The sequence below is a fragment of the Arthrobacter sp. AQ5-05 genome (assembly GCF_003287975.1).
In the GTDB taxonomy this organism is placed as follows: Bacteria; Actinomycetota; Actinomycetes; order Actinomycetales; family Micrococcaceae; genus Paeniglutamicibacter.
This window is the reverse complement of the sequence record NZ_QMKQ01000011.1, coordinates 99,162-120,640: the sequence shown is the minus strand read 5'-3', so window position 1 is coordinate 120,640 and position 21,479 is coordinate 99,162. Positions and strand designations below refer to the sequence as shown.

The window sequence follows — 21,479 nt, the reverse complement described above, 5'->3', positions numbered from 1 at the left end:
GTCCCGGTTTAGAGGAAGCGGTCCAGCAGCGAGGACTCGGCGACGCGGGAGAGTCCCTCGCGCACGGTGCGGGCGCGTTGCTCGCCGATCCCGTCCACCGCCATCAGGTCCTCGATGTTGGCGGCCATCAGCCGCTGCAGGCCGCCGAAGTTGTTGACCAGCCGATCGGCCACCGCGCGCGGCACCGACTTGATGCCCGCGAGCAACCGGTGTCCCTTGGGTGCCACGACGGCCTCGAGCGAATCGATGCCGGGGCTGATGCCCAGGATGGCGGCGAACTTGCCCAGGTCGATCAGGTCGGTGGAATCAAGGCTCTGCAGCTTCTTCAGCGCCGCCTCGATGTCCAGTTCCTCGCGGCCCAGGTTCGAGTAGTCCTTCAGCAGCAGGTCCGAGCCCGGGCCAAGGCCCGCGGAAAGCTCGTCGAGCTGCAGCGCGAGCAACCGGCCATCGGCGCCGAGCTCCAGCACGTACTGGGCGATCTCCTCGGAGATGCGGCGCACCATTTCCTGGCGCTGCAGCACCGCCGCGACGTCGCGGACCGTCACGACGGCCTCGATCTCCGCCGCGGACAGCGCGCTGGTGACCTGGTCGAGGCGCGAGCGGTAGCGTTCCAGGGTGGCAAGAGCCTGGTTGCCGCGGGCCAGCACCGGTTCGGAGCCCTCGAGCAGGTAGCGGATGCCCTGGACGTAGAGGGCGATGATGTGCATCGACTGCGAGACCGAGACGACCGGGAAACCGGTCTGGATGGCCACGCGCTCGGCGGTGCGGTGCCGGGTGCCCGATTCCTGGGTGGGGATCGAGTGGTCCGGAACCAGCTGCACCCCGGCGCGCAGGATGTTGGAACCGTCCTTGTCGCAGACGATCGCCCCGTCCATCTTGGCCAGCTCGCGCAACCTGGTGGGGGAGAAGGCAATGTCGATGTCGAAGCCGCCGGAGCAGATCGAATCGACCACCCGGTCGTGCCCCAACACGATCAGCGCACCGGTGCGGCCGCGCAGGATGCGTTCCAACCCGTCGCGCAGCTCCGTACCGGGTGCAACGCGGGCCAGCGTGGCGCGCAGCGCATCTTCGGGGCTCTTCGACATGGGTGGCCATTTCCTTCCAGGGGACTACTACCTATCGTATGGCCAACTCCGAACCCCGACCCGCCCTTTGGGGCAGGTCGGGGACACTTCGGTACCCCTTTGTTACCGAAGCCACGCTCAGGCGCCGGTCTTGACGCGTTGCTCGAAGGCGATGTCCAGCGCCTCGAGCACCGAGGAGACCGTGAAGACCCTGATCGAGTCCGGGATGTTCTTCGGCGGCTGCGGTGATGCCGGGACCATGGCGTAGCGGAATCCGAGCCGTTCGGCCTCGATGATCCGCCGGCCGATCTCCGGCACCGGGCGCACCTCCCCGGCCAGACCGACCTCCCCGAAGGCCACGAACTGCGGCGGCAGCGGGTGGTTGTGCATGGAGGAGGCCAGTGCCAGGGCGGTGGCCAGGTCCGTGGCCGGTTCGCTGAGCTTGACCCCGCCGACGGTGGCCACGTAGGAATCCAGGCCGCCCAGCTCCATGCGCGCCCGGGACTGCAGCACCGCCAGGATCATCTGGGTGCGCGCGGCGTCCAGGCCGCTGGTGGCCCGGCGCGGGATGGCGCTGGCTGCGCGCGAGAGCAGGGTCTGCACCTCCGCGACCAGCGGCCGGCGGCCTTCGAGGGTCACGGTGATGCACGTGCCGGGGACAGGGTCCTTGGTGCGGGTGACAAAGAGCCCCGAGGGGTCGGCAAGGCCCTCGATGCCCGCCTCGGTCAAGTCGAAGCAGCCGACCTCGTCGGTGGGCCCGTAACGGTTCTTCAGGGCGCGCAGCAGCCGCAGGCGGGAGTGGCGCTCGCCGTCGAACTGGCAGACCACATCCACCAGGTGCTCCAGCAGCCGGGGCCCGGCGATGGAGCCGTCCTTGGTGACGTGCCCGACCAGGATGGTGGTCATGTTCCGGCGCTTGGCGGCGTTGATCAGGGAGGCCGCGACCTCGCGGACCTGGGAGATGCCCCCGGCGGTCCCGTCGACCTCGGAGGAGGCCAGGGTCTGCACGGAGTCGATGATCAGCAGCTCCGGGTCGAGCTTTTCCACCTGGCCCAGCGCGATGCCCAGGTCGGTTTCGGCGGTCAGGTACAGGGTCTCGGCCATTGCGTCGATGCGTTCGGCCCGCACCTTGACCTGCGCGGCGGATTCCTCGCCGGTGATGTACAGGACCTTGCGGCCGGTGCGTGCGGCGCGCGCCGCGACGTCCAGCAGCAGCGTGGACTTGCCCACCCCTGGCTCCCCGGCCAGCAGGATGACGGCTCCGGGCACCAGTCCGCCGCCGAGCACCCGGTCAAGCTCGTCCACCCCGGAGGCGCGGTAGGAAGCCGCGGTGGCATCGACCTCGCCGATGGGTTGGGCGGGGGCGGCGATGGTGGTGGCCACGGTGGTCTTGGCCGAGACCGCGCCCATTTCCTCCACGGTGCCCCAGGCCTGGCATTCACCGCAACGGCCCACCCATTTCACCGCGCTCCACCCGCATTCCGCGCAACGGTATGCGGGTGTGTTCCTGGAGCGGGAGTTCTTAGCCATGTGCTTGATGCTAGTGCCCGGCACCGACGTTTTGGTGGAGCCTCGGCAGGTTTTCGCTACAGGCGCGGCATCAGGGCGACGGCGTCCTCGTGGCTGGTTCCGGTGGCCTCGAGCAGGTCGACGACCAGCGGACGCAACAGCAACACCATGCCCTCGCCCTGCATGCCGCTGACCTGCAGGGACGTGGGATCGAGCCGGGCCGCGCATTCGGCGAGCTCGCGCTTGGCGCGCCCCACGGCCTTCCGGTACCCGGATTCGTTGGTTTCCAGCACCGCATAGCCGAAGGCGTCGACGGCCTCGGAAAGCTCGGTGAGCAGCCCGGACACCGCCTCGACCCCGCGGTCGGTCAGGGCGCCGTGGTTGATCACCGTGGTCAGCCGGCGGGCCAGGACCCGGGAGTTGCGCACCGCCAGGTCGGTCTTGTCCGCGGCGACCTTCAACCTCTCCAGGTCCTGTCGGTGCCGCCGGTGCGCCGGGGCCAGGGTCGCGACCTCGCGGGCCAGATTCAGTGCCGCGGGCAGCGAGTCCATCAAGTGCTGGGTGCCGCGGGCCCGGACCAGCGCGTGGAAGGCCAGGGTCGAATCCGAGGTGCTGACCGCGCGCCCGCACTCCTGCAACACCCCGGAGAGCTCACCGAGGAGCTTGCCAAGCTCGGCCATCGGGGTGCGGCGCGGGTCGCGGGGGAAGATCATCACGATCAGCAGACCGCACAGGGACCCGACGACCGCATCGAGCGAGCGGCTGAAGGGTCCGGCCGCGCCGATGGGCAGCAACACCACCAGCACCGACTGCAGGCCCAGCTGGGTGGTGAAGATGGGGCCCGAATCAAGGAACCGGGCAATCATCAGGGACAGGAAGAGCACCAACCCGGCCTGCCACAGCCCGCTTCCCAGCAGGGTCAGCAGCAGGTCTCCCACGGCCACGCCCAGGGTGCAGCCGATGGCGACCTCGAGGGAGCGGCGCACCGTGGTCTGGGTTCCGAAGCCCAGCACCAGCAGGCCGCTGGTCGCGGCAAAGATCGGGGCGTCATGGCCCAGCAGCTGCTCCGCGATCCAGTAGGCCAGGACCGCGGAGGCGGTCATCTGGATCACCTTGGGGAACGAGGTTCCCACGCGGCGCAGGCCGACCCGGTTGCGGCGCTGGACAAACGCCCACGCCCCGCTCACCGAAGATCCGATACCCATGGGCAACAGTCTGTCACGTGTTTCGCACGCGGCGGCAAAGCATGAAACGTGACCCGAAACACGCGTCGCATTCGGCGCTGTTCACCTTGCGTTCACCTTCATCGCAACAGCTGGTTACCTCCGGGGCCTAACTTCGTATTGAAGCGATGTGCCGGCGTGCGCATCCTTGGGAACAAACCAGGACGACACATTTCGTCATTGACAGGCATTTGAAAGAGGATAACTCGTGAAGCTTCATCGCATTGGCAGCGCGGCTGCTGTTCTTACCGTCGCTGCCCTGGCCCTGACCGCTTGCGGTTCGGACAGCCCGACCGCAACGGCCGGTACGGCTGCCTCGACCGGCGGCTCCGCCGCTGCGGTAACCGGCACGTTGACCGGTTCCGGCGCATCCTCGCAGAAGTCCGCCATGGAAGCCTGGAAGGCCGGCTTCGAAGCCGCCAATCCCGGCACCATGGTCCAGTACTCCCCGGACGGCTCCGGCGCGGGGCGCAAGGCATTCCTGGCCGGCGGCGCACAGTTCGCAGGTTCGGACGCCTACCTGAAGGACGAGGAAATCGAATCCTCGAAGCAGGTCTGCGGCCCCGAAGGTGCCTTCAACGTCCCGGCCTACGTTTCCCCGATCGCTGTTGCCTTCAACCTGCCGGGCGTCGAAACACTGAACCTTGACGCAGCCACCATCGCGAAGATCTTCAAGCTCGAAATCACCAAGTGGAACGACCCGGCCATCGCCGCCACGAACGAAGGCGTCGCCCTCCCGGACACCGCAATCACCGTGGTGCACCGCAACGACGAGTCCGGCACCACCGAGAACTTCGTCGACTACCTGTCCGTGGCGGCCAAGGATGTGTGGACCTACGAGGTCTCCGGCGACTGGCCCAAGGACCTGGCCAGCGAAAACGCCAAGGGCACCTCGGGTGTCGTGGCAACGACCACCGGCACCGAAGGCGCCATCACCTACGCCGACCACTCGGCCGTGGGCAAGCTGGGCACCGTGAACGTGAAGGTCGGCGCGGACTTCACCAAGATCTCCTCCGAGGCCGCCGCCAAGGGCGTCGAGGCAGCCACCCCGGTCGAAGGCCGCGGCGCACTGGACATGTCCCTGGACCTGAAGCGCGACACCACCGAATCCGGGTCCTACCCGATCATCCTGGTCTCGTACCACGTGTTCTGCTCCAGCTACAAGGATCAGGCCACGGTTGACCTGGTCAAGAGCTTCGGCGAGTACGTGCTCTCGGAGGCCGGACAGAAGGAAGCTGCAGCCTCCGCCGGAAACGCACCCCTGTCTGCGAAGATGAGCGAAGCGGCCATCAAGTCGATCGACTCCATCAAGGTCGGCTCCTAGCTTTCACCACCCGCCGGCCGGGGAAGATCGATCCATCGATATTCCCCGGCCGGCGCAGTAGCATCACACTTACCCCCTCCACACATCCCAGCGCAGACGGCCAACCGATCCCCCTGAAGCCGTTTGCACGAATTCCAAAGGCTCACCCATATGACTACCAACGCGCTTCGGCGCAACGGATCCAAGGGACAAGCCGGAGACAAGGTATTCTCCGGTGCCGCGCTCGGCGCAGGCATCCTGATCCTCGCAACGCTGCTTGCGGTGGCGATCTTCCTGTTCATCCAGGCGCTGCCCACGTTCACCGCCGACCCGACGCTGATCACCGGCGGCGAAGGCTTCGCCAGCTACATTTTCCCGATCGTCATCGGCACCGTCATCGCCGCGGCCATCGCCCTGCTGATCGCCACGCCGGTGGGCATCGCGGTGGCCCTGTTCATCTCGCACTACGCCCCGCGCAGGCTGGCAGCGGGCCTGGGCTACGTCATCGACCTGCTCGCAGCGATCCCCTCGGTCATCTACGGCGCCTGGGGCTACCTTGTCCTGGCCCCCGCCCTGGTACCCACCTTCCAGTGGCTCGCCGCGAACCTCGGCTTCATCCCGATCTTCGCCGGCCCCGCATCGCAGACCGGCAAGACCATCCTCACCGCCGGCATCGTGCTCGCGGTGATGGTCCTTCCCATCATCACCTCGCTGAGCCGCGAGATTTTCCTGCAGACCCCGAAGCTGCATGAGGAAGCCGCGCTCGCGCTGGGTGCCACGCGCTGGGAAATGATCACCATGTCGGTGCTGCCCTTCGCGCGCCCCGGCATCGTCTCCGCCGTCATGCTCGGCTTGGGCCGCGCCCTGGGCGAGACCATGGCCGTGGCCCTGGTGCTGTCCACCGGCGGCTTGATTCCGTCGCTGATCAAGTCCGGCAACCAGACCATCGCCGCGGAGATCGCATTGAACTTCCCCGAGGCCTTCGGCCTGCGCCTGGCCGAGCTGATCGCCGCCGGCCTGGTGCTGTTCGTGATCACCTTGGTGGTCAACCTCATCGCCCGGGCCATCATCGCCCGCCACAAGGAATTTTCGGGAGCCAACTGATGAGTGCCACAACCACGCGCAAGACCCCGAACGATTCGCGCAACGTGCAGAACCCGCCGCCGGTTGCCCGCAAGCGCAACTCCCTGGCCAAGGGCCACCTGCCCCGCTGGGCTGTGCCGGGCATCGCCGCCGCCGCGCTGATCCTGGGCGCCGCGGCCTCCACGCTCGGCGGATTCTCGGTGGCAACCCTGGCCATCTACACCGCCATCATCTTCGTCATCGCCTCCACCGTCATCACCACGCTGGTGGAGGGCCCGCGCCACGGAAAGAACACCCTGGCCACGAACCTGGTCTACGCCGCCTTCCTGCTCGCACTGATCCCGTTGGCGTCCGTGCTGTTCACTGTGCTGCAAAAGGGAATGCCGGGCATCAACACGCACTTCCTGTTCCACTCCATGAACGGGATCACCGGCGCGGTCGACAACGCCAGCGTCGAAAACGGCGCCCCGGTGCTCGGCGGGGCCTACCACGCGGTCATTGGCACGCTGCTGATCACCCTGTGGTCGACGGTCATCTCGGTGCCCGTGGGCATGCTGACCGCCATCTACCTGGTCGAATACGGCAAGAACGGGCCGCTGGCCCGCGCCATCACCTTCTTCGTGGACGTCATGACGGGCATCCCCTCGATCGTCGCCGGCCTGTTCGCCACCGCGCTGTTCGCGGTGCTGCTGGGCCCCACCGCCCGGATGGGTATCGTCGCCGCGGTTGCCTTGAGCGTGCTGATGATCCCCACGGTGGTCCGCTCCACCGAGGAAATGCTCAAGATCGTCCCGAACGAATTGCGCGAGGCCGCCTACGCGCTGGGCGTGCGCAAGTGGCGCACCATCGCCAAGGTAGTCATCCCCACGGCGATCTCCGGCATCGCCTCCGGCGTAACCCTGGCCATCGCCCGCGTCATCGGCGAGACCGCACCGATCCTGGTCACCGCCGGGTTGGCGAACAACATCAACGTGAACGTCTTTGGCAACTGGATGGCAACGCTGCCGACGTTCATCTACTACCAGATCCTCACCCCGACCTCGCCGACCAACGTGGACCCCTCGATCCAGCGTGCCTGGGCCGCGGCCCTGCTGCTGATCGTCATGGTCATGGTGCTCAACCTCGGCGCCCGGCTGGTTGCCGGCCTGTTCGCCCCCAAGAAGGGCCGTTGAGCTTTGCGGCTCCGGACCCGACACGCACAAACTTTCTAAGGAACAACCACCATGTCAAAGCGCATCGACGTCAAAGACCTCAACGTCTACTACTCCAAGTTCTTGGCCGTTGAAGATGTCAACATCGAAATCGAAGCCAAGTCCGTCACCGCGTTCATCGGCCCCTCGGGCTGTGGGAAGTCCACCTTCCTGCGCACCCTGAACCGCATGCACGAGGTCATCCCCGGCGGCCGCGTCGAGGGCGAGGTCCTGCTGGACGGGGACAACCTCTACGAGCCCGGCGTCGACCCGGTGACCGTGCGCAGCCAGATCGGCATGGTCTTCCAGCGCCCGAACCCGTTCCCGACCATGTCCATCAAGGACAACGTGCTGGCCGGGGTGAAGCTCAACGGCAAGAAGATCTCCAGGTCCGACGCCGACTCGCTGGTGGAGAAGTCGCTGCGCGGCGCCAACCTCTGGAACGAGGTCAAGGACCGCCTGGACAAGCCCGGATCGGGCCTCTCCGGCGGCCAGCAGCAGCGCCTGTGCATCGCCCGGACCATTGCCGTGAAGCCCCAGGTGATCCTGATGGACGAGCCCTGCTCGGCCCTGGACCCGATCTCCACCCTGGCCATCGAGGACCTGATCAACGAGCTCAAGAGCGAGTTCACCGTCGTGATCGTGACGCACAACATGCAGCAGGCCGCGCGCGTGAGCGACAAGACCGCGTTCTTCAACATCGCCGGAACCGGCAAGCCGGGCAAGCTGATCGAGTACGCGGACACCGCGACGATCTTCTCCAACCCGTCGGTCAAGGCCACCGAGGACTACGTCTCGGGCCGCTTCGGATAATCCCCGCCCGGGGAAAACACGCAACAGCAGAATTCGCCGCCATGGCCGAACGGGTCGTGGTGGCGGTACCGGAAGGGGGATCTTCCGGGGATCCCTGGAGGGGGATCGCGACGGCGGAGGAATGCGCACGAGTCTTGCGCATTCCTCCGCCGTTGCCTCGTTTAGTCCCGGGGCCCGTTTTGCCGGGGGACGAACGGGGTGGATGAGCCGCATCAGCGGGCCTGGCCACGGCGGGCGCTTTCCGTCGGTATGGTGGGGAGCCAGTACACCCCCCCACAGAAGGAAACAACGTGAGCGAAGAAACCGCAGCGGTGCACCGGAGCAGCCGGGCGGGGGACCTGCACGGATTCGTCGCCAAGGCCATGGCCGCGGTCGGGTCATCCGGGACCGACGCCGCCTACATGGCGGACCAGCTGATCGCCTCGGAGCTGGCCAACCACCCCTCGCACGGCATGCGCAGGCTTCCCGAGTACGTGGACCGGGCGCTGAAGGGATTCGCGCAGCCCGGGGCCCGGGCCTCGATCGAGCTGGACACCGGCTCCCTGGTGCGCATGAACGGCAACGGCACCTACGGGCACTTTGCGCTGCGCGATGCCACGGCGCTGGCCGTGGCCCGTGCCAAGGCCAACGGGATCGCCGCCGTCGCGGTGCGCAACAGCGAGTATGCGGGGCGGTTTGCCCCCTTCTGCGAGGAAGCGGCCAATGCCGGGGTGGCGACCCTGCTGTTCGGGAACAACAACGGTGCCGGACAGGTCGTGGTGCCGCCGGGCGGCACCCAGGCCCGGCTGTCGACCAACCCGATTGCCGCCGGGGTCCCGCGCGCCAGCGCACCGCACCTGGTCATCGACTTTGCCACCAGCACGGTGGCCGGCGGCAGGCTGGCCGAGGAACGCGACCGCGGCACGGCGCTGTCCGAGCAGTGGGTGACCCCCGACGGGCTGCTCAAGCCCTTTGGCGGGTTCAAGGGCTTCGGGCTGGCGCTGCTGGTCGAGGCCCTGGGTGGCGCGCTGACGGGTTCCGAGACCGTCTCGGAGCGTAAGACGGCCGACCACCAGGGCACCCTGGTCATCGCGATCGACGTGGCGCAATTGCGCGAGCTGCACGAATTCACCGCGCAGGTCGAGGAGTTCATTGGCCACGTGAAATCCAGCGAGACGGAAGCCGGCAGCGGACCCGTCCGGGTACCCGGCGAAGGCCCGTCGGTGGGGGACAGCTACCCCGCCGGACACCCGGTGGCTCTCAACGCCAAGACCTGGTCGGAACTCGGGCGGATCGCCCGGGAACTGAAGCTGGCGATGCCCGGGGCCATCCAGGGGCACTGACACCCAACGTCAACAACCAAGTGCAACGGGCCAAGGGCTGTTGCCCACCGTGCGCCGCGCGCTCGCCGGTCAGCTCACCAGCGGGTGCATGGCCAGGTACAGGATCCCGCCCACGACGGCGCACACCAGTGGGGTGGCGACCCAGTGCCGCAGGATGAGGTTCACGTGCCGCCAGGCCACAGACTCGAAGCGCTGGTTTGCACCGGCCCCGACGATCGAGCTGGTGACCGCCTGGGTGGTGGAGATCGGCAGGTGGATCAGCATGGCGCCGAGGAAGAGCATGGCCGCGGAGACCGACTGGGCGACCATGCCGCGCAACGGGTCCATGTTGACCAGCCTGTAGGCAAGGGTGTGGGCGATGCGCCAGCCGCCAAAGAGAACGCCCGCGGCCAGGCAGCCAGCGCCGAGCAGCTGCGGGCCGAGCATGATGGACCCGGGTTCGGCGGCGCCGGCGGTCACCAGGGCCAGGGTCAGGAAGGCTCCGGTGCGCTGGCCATCCTGCAGCCCGTTGCCCAGGGCCACCGCGCACGCCGCGATGGCCTGGCCGGCACGGGACACGCCGTTGACGTCTGAGGCCGTGGAATGGCGCACCAGCCAGGTGACGGGGATGACCAGGGTGTAGGAGACGGCGAAGGCGAAGACCGGGGTGAAGACCAGCGGCAGAAGCACCCCCCCGGCGAGCATCCGCCAGGCGTCATGCACGCCGTCGTTGCCCAGCAACGCGGAGGCACCCGAGGCCCCGGCAAGCGCCGCGATCAGCGAATGCGTGGAGGACACCGGCAACCCGCGCCACCAGCACAGCAGCGCCCAGGCGCCGCCCGCCAGCAACGCGGAAAGCAGCAGGGCCAGGCCCGGGGTCCCGGTCGGGACGTTCAGCTCCACCGCCGAGATCAGGTAGACCCCGAAACTGGTCGAAAGCATGGTGCCCGCGAAGGTGAAGAACGCCGCCACCAGGACCGCATAGGTGGGGGTCAGCGCGCGGTTGCGCACCGCGACGGCGACGGAGTTCGAGGCGTCGCGGAAGCCGTTGAGGAACGCGAAGGCGCAGGTGCACAACAGCACCACGACCATCATGAAGGATTGTCCGGTAATCACGCCCGGCTCAGGATTCCTTGACCAGGACACGGCCAAGGTGGTCGGCCACGGCGCGCAGCGATTGCGCGGAGGCCAGGAACTGCTCGGCGACCGAGCGGTGGCGGATAATGGTTCCGGCCTTGCTCAGTTCCCCGATCTCCCCAACCCAGGTCCGGTGGGTCCGGTGCGCCCGCTTGGAGATTCGCACCAGTTCCAGCCACAGGTCCTCGAGGTCGTCCAGGCGGGTCAGCTGGCCCAGGGCCAGGGTGGTGAGCTCGGCCTGCCGCCCGATGAGTTCAAGCTGTTCGGCCGCCCGGTGCGAAAGCTGGCGCTTGCCCAGGTGGGAGATGAGCTCCCCGGCGCCGCTGAGCTGCTCCACCGCTTCGTGCAGCAGCCGGGAAAAGGTGTACACATCCTCGCGCGGCAATGGGTTGACGTAGCTGGTGCGCAGGTGGGTGAGCACCGCGTAGTGCAGGTCGGTGGTCTTGACCTCGGAGGCGTTGAGCGCCTCGAGGTGCAGTTCGCGGTCCTCGTCGGATCCAAGCATTTCGGAGAGCACGCCGACGCATAGGTGGACCTCGGTGGACAGGTCACGCAGGAGCTCAAGGCCACGCGTGTCCGAAGGGAACAATCTAAACTTCACGAAGATACCACCGGATGGAAAGGAAAGTGCGGGTCGAAGCCCAGTTTACTCACCCAAGGTTAACAAGCCCGTGCCGGGCGGCGTGAAGCGCGTCCCCTGCGAATGCGGGGAAGAAGTTGGCGGTGCCGAACCGGGAGCGCCTCTCGGCGGAAGGCCGCTCGTGGCGGCTGAAAGTTGGAGCCCGGGGCTGCCGCGGTCCGGCACCGTGAGTCCAGTTTTCTAGGAAACAGGCCTTTCTGTCAACACGGGGGGCCCGATATTCGCGCGCAGCGTGAAGGAACCCTTCAGTCCAGTTCCCCGCGCCGCCATGACGCCGCGGCGGATTCCAGGTCCTCGGCGGTCTTCACCAGGGCATGGGCCCGGCTGGTCATCAGCGTGGCACGCGCCGGGTGTGAAAGCTCGGCCGCGTCGGCCTGTTCGGCCTGGCCCAGCGCGATGACCCGGCAGTATGCGGCGGTGCGCTCGAGCGCCACGTCGAACTCGCCGTCAAAGGCGCCGCTGAGGATCGAGCTGGTCATGGCGCACAGTTCCTCGGCGCCGGGGGGCTCCGCGGCGCCGGCCACGACGCGCTCGACCTGGGCCAGATGGGCTCCGGCGGCAAAGAAGGACGCCATGGCCTCGGGGTTGCCGACCGTCGCGGCACGGATCGCATACAAGCGCCACAGGGAGCCGGGAAGCGACCGTGCCGGTGCCTTTGACCAGAGCTCGGCAATGACTTCCAGGCCCTCGTCCTCGGCGAGCCGCACCAGGCGTTCGCGGACCTCGGGGTCGTTGTTGAGTTTTCCGGCCTGCACCAGGGCCTGGGCGGAGAGGTGTGCGGCCTCCGATATGCGTGCCGGATCGGCGCCGCCCTCGAAGGGATCGAAGTCCATGGGTGCGAACGGTTTGGGTTTGTGGTGGCGGAACGTGGTTGCCGGTGGAGTCAATGCTGGGTGGCCCTTCATGGGCTAGAGGATACTCTGCCCTGCTGGATAGTTACCCATCGGCGGGCAGGCGGGCCGAACCGGAGGCAACAGGCGTGGAGACCGGTGCGGCCGCTGCCCCGCCCGGGCCAGGCCGGCGAGGACCACCAGTTGGAATTGGGCCGCTTCCTGCCCGAGCCAGGAAGTCGGTGGCCAGCGTGGCCATGACGAGGGTGACCATCGCAAACCCCCGGGTTCCAAGTGCCGGTTGAATCTGGCAAGGATGTCCAGAAGATGCCGGGTTATCCGCTAATATGGGTGATGGCTAAGTGCCAATGCGCCTTTAGCTCAGTTGGTAGAGCACTGGACTTTTAATCCATTGGTCGCGGGTTCGAGCCCCGCAGGGCGCACAGATCGGTCCCCGTTCTCCTTGGGAGAGCGGGGCCCTTTTGTTTCCCGGATGGTTTGGCAAGCGGCAGCCCGGTCCCGTAGTCGACCCGCGTCACGCCAAGGTGCCGGTGCGTGTTTCCGGCCCGAGTCGGTCGATGGACTGCCTTGCCCCGGCCTGTATCGACTTGGCTCCAAGCCCCTTGTTCCATTCGGTCGTCGACCTGTTGCTTGCGCTCGCCGGCGGCCCCGCGAGCTACCCAGCCGCCGGCGTCAATCGGCCGGCGATGGCGACCGGCCCGGGCTGCCCGGGGCGCCCTGGGCACGTGAAGGACGGTGCCCCACTGCCGAAATCGAACGACCAAAATTCGTGAACTTTCCCTCTTGCGCGGCCGCTATTCAGTGTTACTATTTAGTGGTAGATAGTAGTACAGAGTAGTCAGGGGGAGGGGTTCGATGGGCAAGCAGATGACCGAGATGCTCAAGGGCACGCTCGAGGGCATGATCCTCGCGATCCTGGCCGTGCGGCCGGCGTACGGCTACGAGATCACTGCCCGGTTGCGCGACGAGGGCTTCTCCGACATCGTCGAGGGCACGGTTTACGCCGTGTTGATCAGGATCGAGAAGCGCGACCTCGTGGACGTCGAAAAGGTCCCGTCCGAAAAGGGGCCGCCGCGCAAGGTCTACTCGCTGAACGCGCAGGGCGGCGAGTACCTCGAGGAGTTCTGGGGGACCTGGAGCTTCCTTGCGGAACGGATCGCGCAGCTGAGGCAGCACATTGAAAACACGCAGGAAACAGGAGAGTAGACATGGCAGCAAAATGGATCGAACTGGTCACCGGATCGTTCGAAGACAAGAAACGCTGGCGCCAGTACAAGGCCCGCAAGGAACAACTCCCCGCGAGCTACCGAACGGCAATCGAAGGGATCGAACGCTACTTCATGTATGCCGGGTCGATCGTCAAGGGCGATATCTTCATGCAGATGTTCGAGGACCTCGCCGACCTGATCGAGCGAGCCGCCGCGGACGGCACCCCGATCCGGGACGTCGTCGGGGAAGACCCGGTCGAGTTCGCAGATGCCTTCATCGCAAACTACGCGGATGGCCAATGGATCAACAAGGAGCGCAAACGCCTGAACGAAGCCATCGACCAGTCCGTTGACGAAGCCTGACCCACCGGAAACGGAGAAACCCCCATGGAAACGAATTTAGCCCCAGTGCCCGCGATCCGGGTGCGGGGCATCGAGAAATCCTTCAAGGACCTGCAGGTGCTGCGGGGCGTCGACTTCGACGTGCGTGCGGGCAGCGTCTTCGCGCTGCTCGGCTCCAACGGCGCCGGCAAGACCACCCTGGTGCGGATCCTCTCGACGCTGCTGAAGGCCGACGCGGGCACCGCGGCGGTCAACGGCTTCGACGTCGCCACCCAGCCGGGGGAAGTACGCGAGTCGATCAGCCTTACCGGCCAGTTTGCCGCGGTCGACGAGGTGCTCACCGGCCGGGAGAACCTGGTACTGATCGCCAGGCTCCGCCACCTGCAGGACCCCGGCGCAATCGCCGATGACCTGCTGGCCCGCTTCACGCTTACCGAGGCGGGAAACCGCAAGGCCTCGACGTACTCCGGCGGCATGCGCCGCCGGCTCGACATTGCGATGAGCCTGATCGGCAACCCGCCGGTCATCTTCCTCGACGAGCCCACCACCGGACTGGATCCACAGGCCCGACTCGAGGTGTGGCAGACCATCAGGGGCCTTGCCGTCGGCGGCACTACCGTGCTGCTCACGACGCAATACCTCGACGAAGCAGAGACCCTTGCGGACCGCATCGCGATCCTGCACAAGGGCACCATCATCCAAAACGGCACCCTTGCCGAACTCAAGGCACTGCTCCCGCCCGCCAAGCTCGAATACGTCGAGAAGCAGCCTTCCCTCGAAGAGGTCTTCCTGGCCCTCGTGGATGAGAACGGCGGGATCGACACCGCCACGGGCGGCCGCGCCGCCGGCACGGTCCAGACGGGAAAGGAAATCCAATGACCGCCCACGTCCTGGCCGACACCGGCGTCCTGACGGGCCGCTCGCTGCGCCACATCCTGCGCAGCCCCGACACCATCATCACCACCGTGATCACCCCGATCGCCCTGATGCTGCTGTTCGTGTACGTGCTCGGCGGCGCGATCAACACCGGCTCCGGGCAGTCATACGTCAACTACATGCTCCCGGGCATCCTGCTGATCACGATCGCCTCCGGAGTCGCGTACACCGCCTACCGGCTGTTCCTGGACATGCAGGGCGGCATCTTCGAACGCCTCGCCTCCATGCCGATCACCCGATCGTCCGTGCTCTGGGCCCACGTGTTCACATCCCTGGCCGCGAACCTGGTCTCCGTTGCGGCGGTCGTCGGCGTCGCGCTGCTCATGGGGTTCCGCACCGGGGCTTCGGTGGGCGCTTGGCTCGCGGTCGCCGGAATCCTGGTCCTGTTCACCCTCGCGCTGACCTGGATCGCAGTGATCGCCGGACTCTCGGCAAAGACGGTCGACGGGGCGAGCGCATTCAGCTACCCGTTGATCTTCCTGCCATTCATTTCCTCGGCCTTCGTGCCCACCGGTTCGATGCCCGGCCCCGTCGCGTGGTTCGCCGAGAACCAGCCGGTGACATCCATCGTGAACACCATCCGGGCCCTGTTCGCCCAGGAGCCGGTCGGCAACGACATCTGGATCGCCCTGGCCTGGCTGCTCGGCATCCTTGTCGTTTCCTACGGATTCGCGATCGCCAGATACCGCCGCAAGATCCGCTGAGGCGGCGGGGCCCGCCGCTCCGCCGCTACCGTGAACGCCACGCGACAAGGCGGGGTTGGCTTGTGAAAACCCAAGCCAACGCCGTCTTCGTCGTTCCCTGCGAAGCGTGGGTCGTGGAGGGCCCGGCGCGGCTGCCTGGCCGGCCCGGCAGGGCAGGGCGGAGATCGGGAAGATCCGCGACACCAAGACTCCCGGAGACGGTGCGTTGGATGCGCGCCCTGCCGGGGTCGGCCAGGCGGGGATCCCGTTGTCCCCGTCCTGCGGGGTCGCAATGTTGCGTAGGACACAGTGGCCCGGATATCGTGGCATCGTCAGGCGGAACGATTCTGCAGTTCTGGCCGTCGCTCTAAAAATGGGCGAAATCCGGGCTCGATGCCCGAAGACGAATATGGCCGTTGTTCTTTTTGCTGCATTCGAAAGTCACAAAAAATGTCTACAGTTTCTGCTGCCGTTTCCCGCGCCCTTTTAACCTGCACCTCCGAGATCTTCGGGGTCATGGGCAACGGCAATGCCCATTTCCTTGACGCCGCATTGCGCACCGGGTTCCGCTTCACTGCCGTGCGCCACGAATCCGCCGCGGTCACCGCCGCCGACGCCTACTTCCGTGTCACCGGGAAGCCCGCCGTTGCCACGACCACCTACGGCGCGGGCTTCAGCAACGCGATCACCCCGCTGGCCGAGGCCGCCAAGGCCAGGATCCCGATGGTGCTTCTCACCGGTGACCAGCCAACCACCGGCGCCCGTCCGTGGGACATCGACCAGGGGTCCGTCAGCGACGCCGTGGGGGCCAAGACCTTCGTGGTCGATGCCCGGCGCCCCATGGCCATTGCCTTCGAGGCAGTGGCCCACGCCCTGCGCGAGCGCACCGCCGTGGTCATCTCGATTCCCTACGACATCGTCTCCGACGAGGCGGCCGGGGAGCAGGCCCCGACCCTGGCGGACTTCAACCTTGATCCCGGCTACCCGTCGGCCGCACCGCAGCTGCTCGCCCAGGCCGCCTCCGCCCTGAACGACGCCAAGCGCCCGCTGGTGCTCTACGGGCGCGGGGCGCGCCTGGCGAACGCCGCGGACGCCATCACCGCGCTCGCCGATTCCCTGGGAGCGCTGAGTTCCAGCACCGTCCTGGCGCCGAACCTGCTGGCCGGGCGCCACGGAGACCTGGGGATCACCGGCGGTTTCTCCTCCCGGGAGACCGCGGCGCTGATCCACGAGTCCGACGTGGTGCTGGTGCTCGGGGCTGGCCTGAACCAGTTCACCACCCGCTTCGGGGAGCTGTTCAACGACGGCGCCCAGGTGATACAGGTCGATGTCGCCGAGGCAGCGACCAGCCCGCGGGTGGATGCATTCATCCGGGCAGACGCCGCCGCGGTTGCGACCGCCTTGCTGCCGATGGCGGCCCGGCGCGATGCAGGTGCGCGCTGGGTGGATCTGGCGGGGGACCGCCTGGCCGGGACCGGGGAGCACGCCCGGGGGGACGCAACGGCGCCGGACGGGCTGCTCGACCCCCGCGCCGTTGCCCAGGCACTGGATTCGATCATGCCGGCGGACCGCGTGGTGGTGCAGGACGGCGGGCACTTCATCGGCTGGGGCCCGATGTACTGGAAGGTGCCGGGCCCGCACGCGCTTCACCTGGTGGGCACCGCCTACCAGAGCATCGGCCTCGGCCTGGCCTCCGCAGTGGGTGCCGGGGCCGCCACCCCGGACTCCACGATCGTGCTGGCCAGCGGGGACGGCGGCTTCCTGATGGGCCTGGCGGATCTGGAATCGGTCGTCCGCTCGGTGCGCAGCGGCATCATCGTCATCTACAACGATGCCGGCTACGGGGCCGAGATCCACCAGTACGGCTCGATCGGGCTGCACGAGGGGCCCATGCTGATACCAGAGGTCGACTTCGCAGCAGTGGCCCGGGGGTTCGGTGCCAAGGCCACCAAGGTCCGCACCCTCGAAGACCTTTCGGGCCTGCGGGACTGGGTTGCCGCCGGCGCAAGCGGGGTCTTTGTGGTGGACTGCCGCATCTCCCCGGCGGTGCGCGCCCCCTACATGGAAGAGGTCCTCGAGGCCAACCGCCGGTCCGCGGCCGTGCGCCGCTGAGCCCGTTGCCGGCGGCTCCCGGCGGGACCGCCGGGTTTCGCCGGAAGAAAAACCGTTGAGTGGATAAATTATTGACCTACCGTGAAGTAGGTTCCGCCCCTAGGGTGGGAGGGTGCATTACCTGATCCGTACGGCCATGGCCGCAGCAGCAGTGGCCGCGTTGGCCCTCGGGGGAGCCGTCCCGGCGCAGGCCCGGCCCGTGACCGAAGTGAGGTCGAGCATCGTGCACCCAGACAGTGCGGCCACCGTGCCCTACCCCGAAGGTTTCGACACCGTGGGTCCAAGGCTGCGGGTGGCAACCTTCAACGCCTCGCTCAACCGGCCGGCACCCGGGCAGTTGGCCCTGGACCTCGATTCGTTGGTTGACCCCCAGGCGCAGGCCGTCGCCGAGATCGTGCAGCGCAACGCCCCGGACGTGTTGCTGCTCAACGAGTTCGACCACGACGCCGAGGGCACCGCCGAGGAAGGCTTCAGGGACAACTACCTGGCTCGCTCCCAGCGCGGACAGGCACCCATCGACTACCCGTACATGTACCTTGCTCCATCCAACACGGGCATACCCAGCGGCGCCGACCTCGACCGGGACGGCGTCGTCGGCGGCCCGGCCGACGCGCTGGGCTACGGCGACTTCGAGGGGCAGTACGGCATGGTGCTGTATTCGAAGTACCCCATCGACACCGCCAACGTGCGCACCTTCCAGAAGTTCCTATGGAAGGACATGCCCGCTTCCCGGCTGCCGACCCGGCACTACGACGAATTGGTCCGCGGCGTGCTGCGCCTGCCCAGCAAGTCCATGTGGGATGTGCCGGTTCGGGTTGGCGGGCAAACGGTCCACGTGATTGCCGCCCACCCCACCCCGCCGGTCTTCGACGGCCCCGAAAAACGCAACCAGGCGCGCAACCACGACGAGATCCGGATGATCAACGACTACCTCGGCGGTGCCGGGGACTACATCTACGACGATGCGGGCAAGCGCGGCCCGCTGGCCCCGGGCAGCAACTTCGTGGTGCTCGGGGACCTGAACGCCGATCCCCGCTCCGGGGATTCCAGCCCGGAAGCCATCCGCGCGCTGCTGGAAAACCCGCTGCTGGTTGATCCGCTGCCCGCCGTGCCCCGGGCCGCGGGCGACCCGGTGCGGGGGCTTGCCGGGATCACGCGCAACGTCCTGGGCACCGCAGACTTCGGGCAGGGAAGCGCCGGGGTGCTGCGCGTGGACTACGTGCTGCCCTCGGCGACGCTGCCGGTGCGCGGCTCGGGGGTCTATTGGCCCGCGGCCGGGCAGGACGGTGCCGACCTGGTATCCGGATGGCCGCCGCCCAGCAGCGACCACCGGCTGGTCTGGGTCGAGGTCTCACTCGGGAACTAGGCGCGGAATCCCGGGCCGCGACGGACGGCCGCCACTTCCCCGCGGGGAGGTGGCGGCCATCCGGCATCCGGGGCCCTTGCGGGTCAGGAAACCCGGTGGTCGCCACGCCCCGCATCCGCCGCTTCCACTGGCTGGACCTCGGCTCCGGGGGCCGCCAGGCGCCGGGCGCGGCGCTGGGCCAGGGCGTTGAGCACCCCGATCGCCACCGTGAGCCCCAGGGTGGCAAGCAGCTGGGTGCGGCTGGCGGGGTCGAAGAGCGCCAGCACCACGATGCCCGCGAGCATCACCAGCGCCAGGATCGACAGGTACGGGAAGAGCGGCATCCGCACCGGCAGGTGGATGGCCGGGTCCCGGTCCGCGCGCACGCGCAGGATGACCTGCGAGAGCGCAATGAATCCCCAGGTGACCAGCAGCGTGGAACCCACGGCGTTGAGCAGCATCGGCATGACCAAGTCCGGGGCCAGGTAGTTCATGGCCACCGCGACGGTGCACAGGATCACCGAGGCGGTCACCGCGACGTACGGGGTGTTGCTGCGGTTGCGCACCTGGATGACCCGAGGGGCGAGCTTGCGCTCGGAGAGCGAAAGCAACATGCGCGAGGCGGCATAGATGTTCGCGTTCATGGCCGAGAGCAGGGCAATGACCACCACCAGGGCCATGATCGAGTCGATCCACGGGATGTGCGCGAAGGTGAGGACCGCGACGAAAGGCGAAGCGGCCAGCTCCGGCGAATACCAGGGCAGCACCGAGACCATCACCAGGGCCGAGCCCACATAGAAGACCAGCACGCGGAACAGCACCCCGCGCACCGCCTTGCGGATGGAGGTGCGCGGGTCATCGCTTTCGGCCGCGGCAATGGCCACGATCTCGATGCCGCCGAAGGCGAAGATGACCATCAGCAAGCCGGCGCACAGGCCGACCACGCCATTGGGCAGGAAGCCGTCGTGCGCCACCAGGTTGGACAGGCCGGTGGCCGCGACCCCGGGCACCAGCCCGAGGATGATGGCGACGCCGACGGCCAGGAACGCCACTATTGCGGCGACCTTCAGGAAGGAGAACCAGTACTCGAACTGGCCGAAGCGCGCGACGTTGGCCAGGTTGACCGTGGTCAACAGCGCAACGAAGACCAGAGACCAGGTGCCCTGGGAAACCCCGGGGAACCAGCCTCCGATGATGGCCGCGGCGCCCGTGGCCTCCGCGGCAATCACGATGACGCCCTGGATCCAGTAGAGCCATCCGATGATGGCGCCGGCATTCGGGCCCATGGCCTTGGTGGCATATACGGAGAAGGAGCCGGAGGAGGGGTTTGCCGCGGCCATTTCTCCGAGCATGTTCATGATCAGGATGACCAGGAACCCGGCCAGGGCAAAGGCCAGGATGATGCCCGGGCCGGCGACTGCAACCGCCTGCCCGGAACCGATGAACAGGCCGGCGCCGATGGCGCCGCCAAGGCCCATCATGGTGATCTGGCGGGTGTTCAGGCTCGCTGTCTTGGGGGTCATGGTGGTCCTAGGCATTCGCGGGAGCCTCGGCCAGCGCCGAGATGACGGTCTTGGCAATGGCCTCGTTGGCCTCGGGCGAGCCGATCGAGATCCGGATCCCGTCCCCGGGGAAGGCTCGTGCCCAGATGCCTGCCTCGCGCAGCAACGCATCCACGGCCTCGGTGGCGTCCCCGGTGGAAAGCCAGATGAAGTTGGCCTGGGAATCGGTGGCATTGATTCCGGCGGAGCGCAGCACGGCGAGCAGGGACTCGCGCGCGGCGACCAACTCGTCGATGCGCACCTGCAGCTCGTCCTCGTGCTCCAGGGAAAGCACCGCGGCGCGCTGGGCCAGCGCGGTGACACCGAACGGGACCGCGGTCTTGCGCAGGTTCGCGGCGACCTCCGGTGGCGCCACGGCGTAGCCGATGCGCAGCCCGGCCAGCCCGTAGGCCTTGGAGAAGGTGTGAAGCACCGCGACGTTGGGATAGCGGCGGAAGAAGTCCAGACCGATGGCCGAATCCCCGGCGGTGTTGAAGTGGACGTAGGCCTCGTCGATGACCACCAGCACGCGGGCCGGGACCTTGGCCATGAAGGCATCCACCGCGGCGGTGTCAACCACGGTGCCGGTCGGGTTGTTGGGGTTGCAGATGAACACCAGCGCGGTCCGCTCGGTGATGGCCTCGGCCATGGCGGCCAGGTCGTGGGCCCCGTGCCCGTCCAGCGGCACCATCACCGGGGTCGCCCCGGCCACGTGGGCGAGGATCGGGTAGGCCTCGAAGGAACGCCAAGCGAAGAGGACCTCGTCGCCCGGGTTGGTGGTCGCATGGATCAGCTGCCCGGCAACCTCCACGGACCCGGCGCCCAGGGCGATGGTCTCCGGCCCCACGCCGAGGCGTGCGGCCAGGGCGCCGACCAGTTCGGGGGCCGCGGCGTTGGGGTACTGGTTGATGGCGCCCAGCTCGGATGAAAGGCCGGCGATGACCGAGCCCAGCGGAGGATAGGGATTCTCGTTCGAGGACAGCTTGAAGGCCCGCTCCCCGGCACCCGGGGTGGCGCCCTGCTTGTAGGCGGGGATCGCGTGCAGGGAAGTGCGCTGGACAATGCTCATGGAGGGGTGCCTTTCGAAAAACAAGCCGTTCGCACGTCGCCGGTGACGTGACTCACAAAAGCTACGAAAATAAGCTCCGGCGGGTCAACCGACCGGCAAAACACCGCACAACATGTACACAAGGGTCAC

Annotated in this window: 19 protein-coding genes and 1 tRNA gene; 12 read left to right on the top strand and 8 right to left on the bottom strand. The window is 67.6% G+C overall.

What is annotated here, in order from left to right; all coding sequences use genetic code 11:
• Positions 1–8: 8 nt before the first annotated feature.
• The 3 genes from disA to DQ353_RS11580 form a co-directional block, all read right to left on the bottom strand.
• A complete protein-coding gene (gene disA / locus DQ353_RS11590) occupies positions 9–1,085 on the bottom strand; it encodes a DNA integrity scanning diadenylate cyclase DisA (protein WP_113762904.1) in 1,077 nt (358 codons plus the stop codon).
• Between the two features lie 117 nt (positions 1,086–1,202).
• On the bottom strand, positions 1,203–2,594 hold the full coding sequence (gene radA, locus DQ353_RS11585) for a DNA repair protein RadA (protein ID WP_113762903.1): 1,392 nt from the start codon (positions 2,592–2,594) through the stop codon (positions 1,203–1,205).
• A 56-nt stretch (positions 2,595–2,650) separates the two neighbouring features.
• Positions 2,651–3,778, bottom strand: coding sequence for an FUSC family protein (locus DQ353_RS11580; protein ID WP_113762902.1), 1,128 nt, complete (start codon positions 3,776–3,778; stop codon positions 2,651–2,653).
• A gap of 226 nt (positions 3,779–4,004) precedes the next feature.
• On the opposite strand from DQ353_RS11580, the gene pstS reads away from it, so the two are divergent.
• The 5 genes from pstS (at position 4,005) to DQ353_RS11555 (ending at position 9,507) form a co-directional block, all read left to right on the top strand.
• Entirely contained in the window at positions 4,005–5,120 is a 1,116-nt protein-coding gene (pstS, locus tag DQ353_RS11575) for a phosphate ABC transporter substrate-binding protein PstS (protein WP_113762901.1), read from the top strand.
• 150 nt (positions 5,121–5,270) lie between these two features.
• Positions 5,271–6,203 (top strand): phosphate ABC transporter permease subunit PstC, encoded by a 933-nt coding sequence (gene pstC / locus DQ353_RS11570; protein WP_113762900.1) that lies wholly within the window; start codon positions 5,271–5,273, stop codon positions 6,201–6,203.
• Positions 6,203–7,354 carry a phosphate ABC transporter permease PstA gene (pstA, locus tag DQ353_RS11565; RefSeq protein ID WP_113762899.1) on the top strand — a complete coding sequence of 384 codons (1,152 nt, stop codon included), beginning with the start codon at positions 6,203–6,205 and terminating at the stop codon, positions 7,352–7,354. Before pstC ends, pstA begins: the two co-directional genes overlap by 1 nt.
• 51 nt (positions 7,355–7,405) lie before the next feature.
• Positions 7,406–8,185, top strand: a complete 780-nt coding sequence (pstB, locus tag DQ353_RS11560) for a phosphate ABC transporter ATP-binding protein PstB (protein ID WP_113762898.1) — start codon at positions 7,406–7,408, stop codon at positions 8,183–8,185.
• A gap of 290 nt (positions 8,186–8,475) precedes the next feature.
• Positions 8,476–9,507: an Ldh family oxidoreductase gene (locus tag DQ353_RS11555; protein WP_113762897.1), complete on the top strand. Its 1,032-nt coding sequence runs from the start codon at positions 8,476–8,478 to the stop codon at positions 9,505–9,507.
• A gap of 69 nt (positions 9,508–9,576) precedes the next feature.
• Here the strand turns inward: DQ353_RS11555 and DQ353_RS11550 are convergent, their stop codons facing one another.
• The 3 genes from DQ353_RS11550 to DQ353_RS11540 form a co-directional block, all read right to left on the bottom strand.
• Positions 9,577–10,602: an inorganic phosphate transporter gene (locus DQ353_RS11550; RefSeq protein WP_113762896.1), complete on the bottom strand. Its 1,026-nt coding sequence runs from the start codon at positions 10,600–10,602 to the stop codon at positions 9,577–9,579.
• Positions 10,603–10,609: 7 nt separating this feature from the next.
• Positions 10,610–11,224 carry a hypothetical protein gene (locus DQ353_RS11545; protein WP_113762895.1) on the bottom strand — a complete coding sequence of 205 codons (615 nt, stop codon included), beginning with the start codon at positions 11,222–11,224 and terminating at the stop codon, positions 10,610–10,612.
• 284 nt (positions 11,225–11,508) lie between these two features.
• Entirely contained in the window at positions 11,509–12,168 is a 660-nt protein-coding gene (locus DQ353_RS11540; RefSeq protein WP_113762894.1) for a hypothetical protein, read from the bottom strand.
• 295 nt (positions 12,169–12,463) lie between these two features.
• Here DQ353_RS11540 and DQ353_RS11535 point away from each other — a divergent pair.
• The 7 genes from DQ353_RS11535 (at position 12,464) to DQ353_RS11505 (ending at position 18,761) form a co-directional block, all read left to right on the top strand.
• A tRNA-Lys gene (locus tag DQ353_RS11535) sits at positions 12,464–12,536 on the top strand.
• A 433-nt stretch (positions 12,537–12,969) separates the two neighbouring features.
• Positions 12,970–13,320, top strand: coding sequence for a PadR family transcriptional regulator (locus DQ353_RS11530; RefSeq protein WP_113762893.1), 351 nt, complete (start codon positions 12,970–12,972; stop codon positions 13,318–13,320).
• Positions 13,321–13,322: 2 nt separating this feature from the next.
• Complete coding sequence (locus tag DQ353_RS11525) at positions 13,323–13,685, top strand: DUF1048 domain-containing protein (protein WP_113762892.1); 363 nt, start codon at positions 13,323–13,325, stop codon at positions 13,683–13,685.
• Between the two features lie 24 nt (positions 13,686–13,709).
• On the top strand, positions 13,710–14,543 hold the full coding sequence (locus DQ353_RS11520) for an ABC transporter ATP-binding protein (protein WP_113762891.1): 834 nt from the start codon (positions 13,710–13,712) through the stop codon (positions 14,541–14,543).
• Entirely contained in the window at positions 14,540–15,304 is a 765-nt protein-coding gene (locus tag DQ353_RS11515; RefSeq protein WP_113762890.1) for an ABC transporter permease, read from the top strand. Before DQ353_RS11520 ends, DQ353_RS11515 begins: the two co-directional genes overlap by 4 nt.
• Positions 15,305–15,733: 429 nt before the next feature.
• Positions 15,734–17,395 (top strand): thiamine pyrophosphate-binding protein, encoded by a 1,662-nt coding sequence (locus tag DQ353_RS11510; protein ID WP_113762889.1) that lies wholly within the window; start codon positions 15,734–15,736, stop codon positions 17,393–17,395.
• A gap of 136 nt (positions 17,396–17,531) precedes the next feature.
• Positions 17,532–18,761 carry an endonuclease/exonuclease/phosphatase family protein gene (locus DQ353_RS11505; protein WP_113762919.1) on the top strand — a complete coding sequence of 410 codons (1,230 nt, stop codon included), beginning with the start codon at positions 17,532–17,534 and terminating at the stop codon, positions 18,759–18,761.
• Positions 18,762–18,844: 83 nt separating this feature from the next.
• On the opposite strand, the gene DQ353_RS11500 is transcribed toward DQ353_RS11505, so the two are convergent.
• Positions 18,845–20,278 (bottom strand): amino acid permease, encoded by a 1,434-nt coding sequence (locus DQ353_RS11500; protein WP_286166775.1) that lies wholly within the window; start codon positions 20,276–20,278, stop codon positions 18,845–18,847.
• The gene (gene hisC / locus DQ353_RS11495) at positions 20,271–21,350 is read right to left on the bottom strand and encodes a histidinol-phosphate transaminase (RefSeq protein ID WP_113762888.1); all 1,080 of its coding nucleotides are present in this window, start codon (positions 21,348–21,350) and stop codon (positions 20,271–20,273) included. Before hisC ends, DQ353_RS11500 begins: the two co-directional genes overlap by 8 nt.
• Positions 21,351–21,479: the final 129 nt, after the last annotated feature.